The 12,274-nt window shown below is 38.4% G+C and carries 20 protein-coding genes and 1 pseudogene; 5 read left to right on the forward strand and 16 right to left on the reverse strand.

Annotated elements, in window-relative coordinates; translation table 11 throughout:
- Positions 1-290: 290 nt before the first annotated feature.
- Positions 291-509, forward strand: a pseudogene (locus CRYPD_RS05915) (IS3 family transposase); the annotation flags it as partial.
- 264 nt (positions 510-773) lie between these two features.
- A complete protein-coding gene (locus tag CRYPD_RS08085; protein WP_171004360.1) occupies positions 774-917 on the forward strand; it encodes a hypothetical protein in 144 nt (47 codons plus the stop codon).
- 106 nt (positions 918-1,023) lie between these two features.
- On the opposite strand, the gene CRYPD_RS05920 is transcribed toward CRYPD_RS08085, so the two are convergent.
- The 6 genes from CRYPD_RS05920 to CRYPD_RS05945 form a co-directional block, all read right to left on the reverse strand.
- The gene (locus CRYPD_RS05920; RefSeq protein WP_138146677.1) at positions 1,024-1,401 is read right to left on the reverse strand and encodes a hemerythrin domain-containing protein; all 378 of its coding nucleotides are present in this window, start codon (positions 1,399-1,401) and stop codon (positions 1,024-1,026) included.
- Positions 1,402-1,407: 6 nt separating this feature from the next.
- A complete protein-coding gene (locus CRYPD_RS05925) occupies positions 1,408-2,571 on the reverse strand; it encodes an NnrS family protein (protein WP_212743997.1) in 1,164 nt (387 codons plus the stop codon).
- 40 nt (positions 2,572-2,611) lie between these two features.
- Positions 2,612-3,163, reverse strand: coding sequence for a thioredoxin family protein (locus CRYPD_RS05930; RefSeq protein ID WP_138146679.1), 552 nt, complete (start codon positions 3,161-3,163; stop codon positions 2,612-2,614).
- Between the two features lie 10 nt (positions 3,164-3,173).
- The gene (locus CRYPD_RS05935) at positions 3,174-3,911 is read right to left on the reverse strand and encodes a tRNA threonylcarbamoyladenosine dehydratase (RefSeq protein WP_138146680.1); all 738 of its coding nucleotides are present in this window, start codon (positions 3,909-3,911) and stop codon (positions 3,174-3,176) included.
- Positions 3,911-4,585: a TatD family hydrolase gene (locus CRYPD_RS05940; protein ID WP_138146681.1), complete on the reverse strand. Its 675-nt coding sequence runs from the start codon at positions 4,583-4,585 to the stop codon at positions 3,911-3,913. Before CRYPD_RS05940 ends, CRYPD_RS05935 begins: the two co-directional genes overlap by 1 nt.
- Before the next feature lie 357 nt (positions 4,586-4,942).
- Entirely contained in the window at positions 4,943-6,094 is a 1,152-nt protein-coding gene (locus CRYPD_RS05945; protein WP_138146682.1) for a galactose-binding domain-containing protein, read from the reverse strand.
- Here CRYPD_RS05945 and CRYPD_RS08090 point away from each other — a divergent pair.
- The gene (locus CRYPD_RS08090; protein ID WP_171004361.1) at positions 6,083-6,232 is read left to right on the forward strand and encodes a hypothetical protein; all 150 of its coding nucleotides are present in this window, start codon (positions 6,083-6,085) and stop codon (positions 6,230-6,232) included. The genes CRYPD_RS05945 and CRYPD_RS08090 overlap by 12 nt on opposite strands.
- Before the next feature lie 201 nt (positions 6,233-6,433).
- Here the strand turns inward: CRYPD_RS08090 and CRYPD_RS05950 are convergent, their stop codons facing one another.
- The 4 genes from CRYPD_RS05950 to CRYPD_RS08095 are packed head-to-tail and all read right to left on the reverse strand — an operon-like array spanning position 6,434 to position 7,644.
- Positions 6,434-6,679 carry an RCC1 domain-containing protein gene (locus tag CRYPD_RS05950; RefSeq protein ID WP_138146693.1) on the reverse strand — a complete coding sequence of 82 codons (246 nt, stop codon included), beginning with the start codon at positions 6,677-6,679 and terminating at the stop codon, positions 6,434-6,436.
- Positions 6,631-6,777, reverse strand: coding sequence for an RCC1 domain-containing protein (locus CRYPD_RS08455; protein ID WP_138146683.1), 147 nt, complete (start codon positions 6,775-6,777; stop codon positions 6,631-6,633). The genes CRYPD_RS05950 and CRYPD_RS08455 overlap by 49 nt, the downstream gene beginning before the upstream one ends.
- Complete coding sequence (locus CRYPD_RS05960) at positions 6,744-7,457, reverse strand: RCC1 domain-containing protein (protein WP_171004362.1); 714 nt, start codon at positions 7,455-7,457, stop codon at positions 6,744-6,746. Before CRYPD_RS05960 ends, CRYPD_RS08455 begins: the two co-directional genes overlap by 34 nt.
- 22 nt (positions 7,458-7,479) lie before the next feature.
- Positions 7,480-7,644: a hypothetical protein gene (locus CRYPD_RS08095; protein WP_171004363.1), complete on the reverse strand. Its 165-nt coding sequence runs from the start codon at positions 7,642-7,644 to the stop codon at positions 7,480-7,482.
- Between the two features lie 95 nt (positions 7,645-7,739).
- On the opposite strand from CRYPD_RS08095, the gene rplM reads away from it, so the two are divergent.
- Positions 7,740-8,168 carry a 50S ribosomal protein L13 gene (rplM, locus tag CRYPD_RS05965; RefSeq protein ID WP_138146685.1) on the forward strand — a complete coding sequence of 143 codons (429 nt, stop codon included), beginning with the start codon at positions 7,740-7,742 and terminating at the stop codon, positions 8,166-8,168.
- A 28-nt stretch (positions 8,169-8,196) separates the two neighbouring features.
- Positions 8,197-8,592 carry a 30S ribosomal protein S9 gene (gene rpsI, locus CRYPD_RS05970; protein ID WP_138146686.1) on the forward strand — a complete coding sequence of 132 codons (396 nt, stop codon included), beginning with the start codon at positions 8,197-8,199 and terminating at the stop codon, positions 8,590-8,592.
- Between the two features lie 52 nt (positions 8,593-8,644).
- Here rpsI and CRYPD_RS05975 read toward each other — a convergent pair whose 3' ends face one another.
- The 6 genes from CRYPD_RS05975 to CRYPD_RS06000 are packed head-to-tail and all read right to left on the reverse strand — an operon-like array spanning position 8,645 to position 12,122.
- Positions 8,645-9,346 carry a glucosaminidase domain-containing protein gene (locus tag CRYPD_RS05975; protein WP_138146687.1) on the reverse strand — a complete coding sequence of 234 codons (702 nt, stop codon included), beginning with the start codon at positions 9,344-9,346 and terminating at the stop codon, positions 8,645-8,647.
- A complete protein-coding gene (locus CRYPD_RS05980; RefSeq protein ID WP_138146688.1) occupies positions 9,343-9,873 on the reverse strand; it encodes a histidine phosphatase family protein in 531 nt (176 codons plus the stop codon). The genes CRYPD_RS05975 and CRYPD_RS05980 overlap by 4 nt, the downstream gene beginning before the upstream one ends.
- A complete protein-coding gene (locus tag CRYPD_RS05985; RefSeq protein ID WP_138146689.1) occupies positions 9,870-10,847 on the reverse strand; it encodes an NAD(P)H-dependent glycerol-3-phosphate dehydrogenase in 978 nt (325 codons plus the stop codon). Before CRYPD_RS05985 ends, CRYPD_RS05980 begins: the two co-directional genes overlap by 4 nt.
- Positions 10,837-11,091: a glutaredoxin 3 gene (grxC, locus tag CRYPD_RS05990; protein WP_138146690.1), complete on the reverse strand. Its 255-nt coding sequence runs from the start codon at positions 11,089-11,091 to the stop codon at positions 10,837-10,839. Before grxC ends, CRYPD_RS05985 begins: the two co-directional genes overlap by 11 nt.
- 7 nt (positions 11,092-11,098) lie before the next feature.
- A complete protein-coding gene (locus CRYPD_RS05995) occupies positions 11,099-11,521 on the reverse strand; it encodes a rhodanese-like domain-containing protein (RefSeq protein ID WP_138146691.1) in 423 nt (140 codons plus the stop codon).
- A gap of 19 nt (positions 11,522-11,540) precedes the next feature.
- On the reverse strand, positions 11,541-12,122 hold the full coding sequence (locus tag CRYPD_RS06000; protein ID WP_138146692.1) for an anthranilate synthase component II: 582 nt from the start codon (positions 12,120-12,122) through the stop codon (positions 11,541-11,543).
- Positions 12,123-12,274: the final 152 nt, after the last annotated feature.

Raw genomic sequence — 12,274 nt, forward strand, 5'->3', positions numbered from 1 at the left:
TGTTAAATACTGATGTATCGGACTGCTCTGGGTTGCTAATATTAAGCGAGGTGATTAAGCCTGCTATGGCAATAATGATAGTGGTGGCAATTAAGGTTTTTTGTTGTATTTGTGTCATAACTTTTAGTATTGTAAACTAAAATTTAGAGAATTACAATGCTTTGTATCAAACTATTTCACCAGTTTTAACGATTACTGTTTTATGTCGGTGTATGAAAGTATCTAAAGGTGGATACTACTATTGGAAAACTAGACCACAAAGTCTTCGAAGCAGGCAAAAAGTAAATAACATCACCCAAAGTATGAGCAGAAAGGGTGAGCGCCATGATAATGCAGTTGCTGAGCGCTTTTTTAATACCCTAAAAACAGAGTTAATCAATCAGCAAACTTATCAAACTAGGAGGGAGGCAAGCAGTGCTATTTTTGAATATATCAAAGTGTTTTATAACAAAATTAGGCGATATTCAACGATTGATTATTATTCACCCAATGATTATGAAAAGAGGTAACATCCTAACCTAATATTAAGCCTTAAGTTAGGACTTGGAACAAGTCCAGGTTGGGGCTTTGCTCCAAACCTCAAAAAAGATTATTGATACAGAAAAAATAATGCGTAAACTATTAATTTTGTGTCCAGTCAAGTGGGGGAGTTTCAGTTTGTATCCTTTTATTGATGGATCCAGTGGTGACAGTGTTGAAGGTATGATTTGCAATGTTAATCAGGTTTTGAGTCAAGTTGATGAACAGACACAAATCATACCTGGACATGGCCGGTGTTAGGTGATAAAGCGGCTTTAGTGCGTTATCGAGATATGTTGGTGCTGGTTGCAAAGCATATGAAAAGACTGATACATCAGGGTAAAACGATTGATGAAATCATCAAACTGAAGCCGAATGCTGATTTGGATAAAACTTAGGGTAACAAATTTTTAACACCAGAGTCGTTTTTAACGATATTGCATGGTGTTATAGTCAATCAACACTAGACGCTTAATCAAACAAGCCCATTAATATTTGGCACAACTAAGTTGGTATTTTATGTAGGCTATCTGCCGGTATTTGCTTAAATAACACTCTGTCTTCAAATCTAGTGTGGGTTTTTAGCAATGCTCCAAATTCTAATAGATTGTTAGCATTAATGTCTTTTGCTAATTTTAATAATTGCTTGTGTTCGTTGATTATGCGTTGACAATCTTGTTGATTATTTTGCTTTAGTAGTGGCAAAATATACTGCTCTTCGAAGCTAAAATGGCTCAAAAAGTCTCGTTTAAAGTTTTTTGCTATTTGTTGGCATATTGCCATTTCATTGTCTAATTTTTTTGCATTAATTGCCTTGTTGGCCAGTGATAATGATAAATGATGTTCTTTTGTTAGTGTTATTAATTGTTTGGGTATTTTCATTTTTTGTTATCCAAATGAGCCATCAATTCTTTTTTGAAAAAACATCTTGGCATATATCAACACAAATAAGCCAAATGCGGCAATCCACAATAATTGGGAAATGACGATAAATTGCGGATAATACTCACTCCAAAATAGGGTGGCAATAACCCTAAATATAAACACTGCAACCAGCATAGCAAACATAACACCCAGTGCTTTTGGCGGTGAAAAGACATTTCTACCTGTATGACCAAGGGCAACTCTACTCATCATGCTGAGTGTGATGAGCCCAATGGCAATCGCAAAACTGTGTGTTGCCGTATTTTGTGGCAAGGCTATAAAATAGTCAATAACAGTTAATAAAAACGCGAAATTAATCATTCCATAGGCAACATACAACCCCCAAAGCAATGGCTTGCTCCAAATCCCGTTATGGTGCCAATAGATCATTCTGATACTATGAATGACAAATAAAAATAAAGCACTAATTTGCGTTATATGCGTTTTAAAGAAGATGATATCAATGGCAAATACAACAAATAAAACCAAACTACTCAGGTCTAAGAATTTAGAATTCTTCAACTCAATATTAGCAGATACAGCGTTTTCAATAAAAAATGGAATCAATCTGCGTGTCATCATCAAAATAAGCGCAACAACTGTATAAAAAGCAATGTAAATACCTAGATATTGTCCATTCTCTAGGTAGCCCAAAGCGCCGATATAAAATAAGATGTTAGCAATAACAAAGGTCAGCAACTTGAAAATGATGGGTAAATTCTGCCAGTTTTTGGCCTTAACAATGGGAAGGGCTATGAACAATAAAGAAAAGATTAAGAAGACTAAGTCAGCCATCATTTGATAAAAAATATAATCACTTTCCATTACAGACAGTACTCTGGCAATCAACCACACCACCCCTAAAAACAATAAAGGATAGCCATTGATTGTTTTAAGTTTTGTCCAGTTTTGTGTTGCCGTTAATAAAAACCCCACAACAACAGCCATCGTATAGCCAAAAATCATCTCGTGTGCGTGCCAATAATGGGTGTTAAATTCAACACTGACTTGCTGGGTAAAAAATAACAACCAAGCCAGCATTAAAAGCGATGACCCTGCGCCAGCAGCAAAGAATAGAATCCTAAAACCAGATCTTAAGAATGCGGGCATTTTGCTTTTGTTTTCCATTAAATTTATCATCATATTTGTTGGGTTAAAAGACTGTATTTTACTTCCATTTAATTGAACAGCCCATTGATGGGATTTGCTCTATTGGACCTTGTCCAGTGTTCGCAACTTGACGCATGGCATCAAGTAAATCTCGTTTAACATCTATTGGAGCAGATTCTTTGCGTGATGCATCTAATCGACCTCGGTATTGTAGTTTTAAGTCGGCATTGTAACCAAAGAAATCAGGCGTGCAAACTGCGCCGTATGTTTTTGCCACTTCTTGGGTTTCATCAATTAAATAAGGGAACGAGAAGTTCATTTGTTTGGCAATTTTTTGCATATTTTCAAAAGAATCAGCCTCGTATTCATCGGTGTTGTTGGACATAATGGCCACTGCATTCAGCCCCAATGTTTGTAGTTCTTTAGTGTCTGTGACAATGTGCTCAATAATGGCCTTAACATACGGGCAATGATTGCAAATAAACATTATCAACAGTCCATTTTCGCCTTTACAACTTGCTAAGCTGTGCATTTTCTCATCCACACCTTTAAGGTTAAAATCAATTGCAGGCGTGTCAAAATTGCAAACTGGGGTTTTAGTACTAACCATGTTATTATCCTTAAGAATGTAATAAATTTTGAATAATATGTCCTGCCATCATCAAGCCAAAAATATTGGGCATATAAGAAATAGCGCCATTCACTGCTCTAGGTCTGCCTGCAGGTGTGGCATCAGTGACAGTAACTGCCTGATGTGGTAATGCCTTAATAGGCACTTCGGTGGAGTGTACAACAGGGAATTTCAGCGAGGCATGAATGCGCCTGAGTTGTTTGCGCATTTCTCTGGCCAAGGCGCAATTTTGGGTTTTGTCCATGCGGGAAATTCCCACTTTGGTTGGGTCTAATCGCCCGCCTGCACCCATACTGGAGATAATCAACTTGCCAGATTGATTACAGCTGTCAATCAGTACAGTTTTGTAGGCAATAGCATCAATGCAATCGGCAACAAAGTCTAAATCTTGCTCAAGGGCAATGGCTTGCGCTTTGTCTCTATCGATAAATTCATTACGCTTAATAATCACGGTATCCGCATTAACATCATGCAATCTGTTGGCTAAAACATCCACCTTGTATTTGCCTAATGTTGCGTTAAGGGCAATCAGCTGTCGGTTAAGGTCGGTGCTTTCTATCATATCAAAATCCACCAAAGTTAATGCACCAACGCCAGCACGACATAGGGCTTCGGCGCAAGCACCGCCAACACCACCCAGTCCAGCAATCAACACATGAGATTCTGCTAATCGTGCTAATCCTTGTTGACCTAATAATATCTCAGTGCGTGCACAGCTCCCACTCATTATGAAAGTCCAAAAAGTAAAATAGCGTTATTATCACATTGTGTGATGAGTTTTTTCAACGATATTTGTTTGAGTTTGGCGATTTCTTCGGCTACTATGGACAAATCTTGAGGAACAATATGGTCGTCAGTTTCAATGAGCAGTGATTGTAGGGGTAAATTTTTAACGATTTCTCGTAAACGAGTAGATTTTGGGTTGGTAATTTGTATGCCAAAACCCAAATAAAATCCCATTTTTATCAATGTATTAGCCTGTTGTTCGCTGCCCGAAAAGCCGTGAATTTCACCTTTGATTTTTTGGTATTTTTTGAGTAAGAAAATTACATCTTCAGTTGATTTGACGCTGTGGATAATCACGGGTAAATCGTATTTTTGCGCCATGGCTAATTGTGCAGTAAAGAAGTGCAGTTGTTTTTCTTTGTTGATATTTTTAGCATAATCCAATCCGCATTCACCGATTGCGATTGGATTATTGCATTTAATTAGATATTCTAAACGCTCTAAGTCTTGGCTATCATGATGTTCAACCATCCAAGGATGTATGCCCAGTGCAAAGTAAGGATACGATTGTACAATGTTCCAGTTTTGGCTACCCACACTCGGCACAATTGCTACCGCATTTTGTGCAATTGCCTGCATATCGTCAAAATCAAGATGTGCGTGTGAGTTAATCATCGCTGGTACAAGAGTTTTAATTCCAAAAAAAATCTCATTATAACAACCTTTTTGGGTACCTCTACTTCATCTGTGGCTTTCTCATACCTCTGCCAAGTCGAAAGACAAAACCAACGCATGACTTGTTTTATGTTGAAACTAAGGCTTATGGCAAGTGATCAGCATTTCAAAAATCGCTAAATTATTTTTAAGTCTCATTTTTAACTGCCCATTTGTTGGGACCTCACATCAGCCCCTTTGATTGTTTTTTACGAGGTTTTTTGTATTTGAGTATTTCAATAGTTTTGTTTATGACGATAAAAAATCCAAGCAGTTGTTTGGATTTTTTAGGGTTGGTAACTAAAGTATTTTACTACTTTATAACTGCTTAGCAATTAAGCCACTTGGCACTGCGATATGTCCACTTGATTTCCCCCAGCATTCAACGGTGTTGTCAGTTTTTAAGGCACAAGAATGAAACTCTCCCAACGCAATTTGCTTGGCGACTAGTCCCTTTGGCACATCGGTTTGTTTGTTTCCATTAAGCCCCCAGCATTTAACAGTGTTGTCGGTTCTTAAAGCACAGGTATGAAACACTCCCAACGCAATTTGCTTGGCAACCAGTCCCTTTGGCACATCGGTTTGTTCGCTTCCATTAAGCCCCCAGCATTCAACAGTGTTGTTGGCTTTTCTTAAAGCGCAGCTGTGATACCCTCCCGATGCAATTTGCTTGGCAATTAGTCTTTTTGACACTTCAGTTTGTTTGTTTATATTAAGTCCCCAACATTTAACGGTGTTGTTGGCTCTTAACGCACAGGTGTGATACCCTCCCAACGCAATTTGTTTGGCAATTAGTCTTTTTGGCACTTTGGTTTGTTTGTGTGAGTTGTCTCCCCAACATTCAACAGTGCTATCAGTTTTTAAGGCACAAGAGTGATAAAGCCCTCCTGCAGAATTCGCCAACCCTAACTGGCAAACCCAATCACAATCAGGAGTTGCATTAATCGGATTCCAAGCAATAGCATCACAAAACTCAATTATTTTATTAAGAGTATTGTAACGAATTGCTCCTTCGCTATTGATATCACACTGGCTATTGCTGTCACTTACTCGGATATAACCACCTGCTATAACGAGGTTATTTTTTTCTTTTAAGCTAACTTCATCGCCTATTTGCACAAAAAAAGCATCTTCATCTCCTTTGTCTGGACCCATAACCTCTACTTCTGCTAGAGACAAATAGTTATCGTCTAATAGTTGAATTTTAACATAACGACCTTTCTTGCCATATTTACCCAGATTAATGACGGCTTTAGGATGGGGCTCAGAACTAAATTTTTCTTGATAGGTATTGGTTGTTTTAGTGGAAATAGTAACTTGGTAGTTGCTCAGTCTATCTTCACAGCAATCAGTGCGATTGTAAATAATGATTTGGTTAATAGTTTTAACAGCACCTAAGTCAACTTCCCACCAAGCACCTTGCTCTTTATTAATACTAGTAGAGACCTTTGCATAAATATGAATAATCATCAAAAATCCACTTTTCACCCGCTTGGCGATTTTTTAAACCCAGCCTTAGCCCTGCTAGGACAAGGTTTAAGAAAATCACCAATCTGGCAAAAATTGAATTTTGCTAATCATCCCTATTTATGCAAAGGTCTCCATTAGAAAATTGCCTAAGTGGGCGAAAAATGGATTCTTGATTGTTTTTTTACGGGGGTTTTTTGGTATTCAGGCATTTTGATGGTTTTAATTTATGACAATAAAAAAATCCAAGCAACTGCTTGGATTTTTTAGGATTGTGATAAAGTATTTTATTGCCTTACAACTGTTTGGCAATTAAACCGTCTAATGCCTTATTCTCCCCGTTTAATTTTTTCCCCAGCATTCAACGGTATTGTCGATTTTTAAGGCACAGGTATGATAGAACCCCACCATAACTTGTTTAGCAATTAATCCTTTTGGTACTAGGGTTTGTCCTTTTGTGTTTTTTCCCCAACATTCAACGGTGTTATCGATCTTTAAGGCGCAGGCATGATAACCTCCCAATATAATTTGTTTGGCAATTAATCCTTTTGGTACATCACCTTCTCCATATGTGTTTTTCCCCAACATTCAACGGTGTTATCAATTTTTAAGGCACAGGAATGAGAGAATCCTAACGAAATTTGCTTAGCAATTAGTCCATCTGGTGCTGAGTCTCCCCCCAGCATTCAACGGTGTTATCGGTTTTTAAGGCACAGGCAAGCAAATTTCCTCCCACCGCAATTTGCTTGGCAATTAGTCCACTTGGTACTGAGCCTGGAATACTTGAGTCTCCCCAACATTCAACGGTGTTATCGGTTTTTAAGGCGCAGGCTTGATAACCTCCCACCGCAATTTGCTTGGCAATTAGTCTATCTGGCACCATAGTTTGTTTGAATGTATTATCTCCCCAGCATGCAACGGTGTTGTCGGTTTTTAAGACACAAGCATGCGCGCTCCCTCCTATGGAACTTGCCGATCCTAGTTGGCAAGCCCAATCGAAACTAAGAATTTCGTTAACAGAACTCCAAGTGATAGCGTTACAAAATTCAATCGTTTTGGTCGTTGTGTTATAACGGATTGCCCCTTCGTTATTAAAATCACATTGGCTATTACTGTCACCTATTCGGATGTAACCACTTGTTACAGCAAGGTTATTTTCTCCTTTCAAACTAACTTCGTTGCCCATTTGTGTAAAGAATGTATCACTATCTTGTCTACGAGTGCTATTTGCTGCTCTTTTGACAATAGGGATAGTAGAGTATGGATATGCACTAGATTGTGTGGCAGATTTGTTAAAGGCTAGATTGATAATGCTATTGCCACTAGCGTAAATTGCAGTTGGTAAAGTAATGAGAAATGTTAACATTAAAGCATGAGTAAACTTTTTGCTAGTGTAAATTAAATTCATTGAGACCTTTGCATAAATAGGGATGATTAGCAAAATTCAATTTTTGCCAGATTGGTGATTTTATTAAACCTTGTCCTAGCAGGGCTAAGGCTGGGTTTAAAAAATCGCCAAGCGGGTGAAAAGTGGATTTTTGATGATTATTCATATTTATGCAAAGGTCTACAGTATTTAGTAGAATAGACAACATTCAAATCCAAAAGTGATTATAATAATGCGATTATTTTGCACGAAGATAGATTTATGAAAACATTTAGCGCTAAGGCACATGAAGTAAAAAGAGACTGGTTATTAGTTGATGCTGATGGTAAAACACTGGGTCGTTTGGCAACACAGATTGCCTCTCGCCTTCGTGGTAAGCACAAGGCTGAGTATACGCCGCATACCGATACAGGTGATTACATTGTTATTATTAACGCTGAGAAAGTTAAAGTAACAGGTAATAAATTTAACGATAAAATGTATTACCACCATACGGGTTATGTGGGTAATTTGAAATCAATCGCATTCAAAGATTTACAAGCGAAAAAGCCTGAAGAAATTATCAACAAGGCAGTGAGAGGTATGCTGCCAAAAGGCCCTTTAGGTAGAGATATGTTCAGAAAAATGAAAGTATTCGTAGGTAGTGAGCACACACATGGTGCACAACAACCCCAGCTTTTAGAGATTTAATTTTAGATATTTAAGGTAAGAGATTATTATGGCAAAAACGCAAACATTTTACGCAACAGGCAGAAGAAAGACTTCAGTAGCTCGTGTTTATATGACTAAAGGTAAAGGTATATTTACCGTTAATAAACGCCCAATGAGCGAATATTTTGGTCGTGAGACTTCTTCAATGATTATTAATCAACCACTAGATACTGTTGATATGAGAGACAAGTTTGATTTTAAAATCATGGTTAAGGGTGGTGGTGACACAGGTCAAGCAGGTGCTATTCGTTTGGGTGTTACCCGTGCGTTAATGGAATATGACGGCGACCTTAGGCCTGATTTGCGTAAAGCAGGTTTTGTTACTCGTGATGCAAGAACTGTAGAGCGTAAAAAAGTCGGACACAAGAAGGCGCGTAAGAGCGAGCAGTATTCAAAGCGTTAAGATTTATTTTCGCTTCATTAATAAAACCCGCAGTTTGCGGGTTTTTTAATGCCTAATCAAACCGAGTTAGATTGTTTTGTCTAATAATACTCTGCACCAATTCAATATATTCATAACCAATGTTTGAGTATTTATCCAGTCCTTCGGCAAGACTGGTGCCAGTGAGTTTAAGATTATGTTTGCGTTTGTAAGCTCTGATTTTTCTAAGCAGTTCGTAGGCATAGTTGCGGTTAATATTTAGTAGGTAATATTCAATGGATTTGTTGGTTGAGGAAAAATTCTTGACCTCGTATTTGGCATTTTTATTGCGATTTTCAGGCACGATACCACAGCCTGGACTAAAGCACCAAATGCCAAAATAATTATGCCAGCGTTTGGAGAACCTAGATCTACCCCAGTTAGATTCAATCGCTGCTTGGGCTAATGCCAAAGAAGTGGGGATGGTGTCTATCGCATTTAACAGCGCTTTTTTGCTGATATTTTTAACACGGTATTTTTTGGCTAGTTTTTTGATTTGGCTGTCATTGAACTGATTGTTTTTAATCAGCGAACGAACAAGTTTAATTTTCCTATTTTCTTCTTCTACCATTGGCAACAAGTAACCAAAAAAAGCAATTTTTCTTTGATTGGTATCTTTAATTTCATCAAAGTTTGGTGTATTTAAGGCGTTAATTGATGAGATCCAATCCCAGAGGTTGAAAGCCTGTGCTGTTACAGCCCAAGTAATAATAAACACAAATAAGATTTTTTTCATATTTCAAACGACTCACAAGATGCAGAAGCAACTTCTATTGTGAACATTTTTTCAATAGGTAAATTAAGTAAATAAGATTTAATCACTCTAATTACACCTGCATGGGCAATAATTAATACCGATTGTGATGTTTTTTCTTGTGTTATTCGCATGAATGTGTCTAAAACTCGATCCTGAAAAGCATACAAATCTTCTGCACCAGATGGTCGATTATCTACAGGGTTTTGTTTAAATTGATTGACTTTTTGTTGTCCAATCTCTTCAACATTTCGACCCTGCCAATCGCCAAAACCTATTTCTTTTAATGACTCAAATACTTGCATTTCTATGTGCAGTGTTTGCGATAGATGTTGAGCGAATGCATGACAACGAAGCATAGGCGAAGTGGCAATAAAATCCCAGTATTTGCCATCGGTTGAGACTTGCATTTGTTGCCAGCCTTTTTTAGTTAGAGAGTCGTCAAGCAGATTGCCACGATACAGGCGACCACCTTCTGGCTCCCCATGCCTTAGTAGATCAAGGGTCATTCGTTAATTTGTGTCCTTGACAATAAATAATTGACTGCCTCAGTTGGTGTTGCTTGACCTTGGGTAACTCGGTCAACTTGTTCACAAATTGGCATTTCAATCCGATGTTTTTTTGCAATTGATAAAACCAACCCCAAGGTATTCAACCCTTCAACAGTTGTACCAACATTATTTAACGCTTGTTCAACGCTTTTGTCATTTGCCAGTTCCTTGCCAAATCGACGATTTCTTGACAAGTCATCAGAGCAGGTTAATACCAAATCTCCCAGCCCTGATAGCCCATTAAAAGTAGCGCTATTTGCCCCCAATGCCACACCTAAGCGCACCATTTCAGCCAAACCACGGGTAATCAGTGCCGCTTGAGTATTGGCACCATAGCCTAAGCCTGAGGCTATGCCAGCGGCAATTGCCAGAATATTTTTAACAGAACCACCCACTTCTACGCCAACCACATCATCATTAGTATAGGCTCTGAGGGTCTTGGTATTGATTGCTTGTGCCCAATAATCACGGATTTTTTTATCCGTTGAGGCAACAGTGAGTGCCGTGGGTTTTTGATTGGCAACTTCAACGGCAAAACTAGGTCCTGAGATAACGCAACCTGAGTGTTTGCTTAGAATTGACTCAAAACTTTCGTGTAAAAAGCACTGCCCATCGGTGTCAAAGCCTTTAGTCGCCCAAGCAACAGGTTGCTTGCTTGTTAGCAAAGGTCGCAGTGTCTTGAGTGTGGCTGTAAAGCCATAGCTCGGCACTGTGATTAAAACACTGTGAACATCCTGTACGCGCGATAAATCAAAAGTAAGCTCTATATTTGACGCATAATTAACAGCCAAAGCAGGGTGTTTTGGTTGTAGCGTATCGACTTCTTGTTGAGTATGAGTATGTAAGTAGATGGTGTCAAAATTGTCTGCCAGTGCAATTGACAGCGCACTTCCCCAAGCGCCAGCGCCAATAATGCTAAGATTATGATTCATTCAGAATTTTGTCCAATTTTCCAGATTGATTGGCGGCAGATAGGTCGTCAAAACCTCCCACATGCACGCCGTTGATGAAAATTTGCGGTACAGTATTTCTGCCAGTTTTTTCCCTCACTTCATCCCAATCGTTTTGGTCTTTGACATAATATTTTTTAAAAGGAATGCCTTTGCTTTCTAATAATTGGTAAGCTCTTTGGCAAAATGGACAAGAATCAGAGCAATAAATTATATTTTTTTTCATATAAGTTTTATTTGGTTTTTATTGGTAAATTGGCTTTTTTCCAAGCTTGGATGCCACCTTTTAGATTGTAAACTTGTTCAAACTCGTTGCGTGTCAATAACCCTGAAATGTGTGCTGAGCGTGAGCCTCTATGACAATACACCAGTACCTTTTTGCTTTTGTCCAGGGTGCCAAGTTTGTTTTTGACTTGACTTAGTGGAATATGCACAGCATTCGCAATAAAGCCCGTTTTGCGCTCCTTGGCTTCACGCACATCCAATACGATTAAATTTTTTTCATCCATTAATGCAACTGCGCCATTGGCATCTACATCCTCGTATTTTTTTAATTTGTCAGCGACAATACTGCCAATCAGTAAAGCGACTAAAACAAATAGCGTAATGGTGGTAAAAATTTGGTTGTCGTTTAATAAAAACTCTAGTATGTCCATTTTTTATTTCCTTTTTCTCTTATTTTTTGTTTAAAAAATTACCCAGCATTTCGTGACCTTGCTCAGTCAAGATAGATTCTGGATGAAATTGCACGCCTTCAATCGTCATTTCTTTATGTTGAATACCCATAATTTCATCAATTTTGCCTTGCTCATCTTCAGTCCAAGCGGTAATCTCAAAACAATCCGGTAGGCTGGATTGTTCGGCTACCAGTGAATGATAGCGTGTGGCATTTAGTGGGTTATTAAGGCTACTAAATACGCCTTTACCAGTATGATGAATCTTAGACACTTTGCCGTGCATGATTTTCTTAGCGCCAATAATCTTGCCGCCAAACGCCTGAGCCATTGCCTGAAATCCCAGGCATACTCCTAGCATTGGAATCTTGCCAGAGAAGTGCTTAATTGCCTCAATCGAAATCCCCGCCTCATTTGGTGTGCAAGGCCCAGGCGAGATGACCAAAAACTCAGGCGCAAGTTTTTCAATCTCAGTAACCGTAATTTCATCATTACGGCGCACCTCAACCACCTGTCCCAACTCGCCAAAATACTGCACTAAGTTGTAAGTAAATGAATCGTAATTATCAATCATTAAAAGCATAATTTATTGTTTTTTGATATTTAGTTAGAGACCTTTGCATAAATAGGGATGATTAGCAAAATTCAATTTTTGCCAGATTGGTGATTTTATTAAACCTTGTCCTAGCAGGACTAAGGCTGGGTTTAAAAAATCGCCAAGCGGGTGAAAAGTGG

Origin of the sequence: Bathymodiolus heckerae thiotrophic gill symbiont (assembly GCF_900180345.1) — a bacterium.
GTDB lineage: Bacteria > Pseudomonadota > Gammaproteobacteria > PS1 > Pseudothioglobaceae > Thiodubiliella.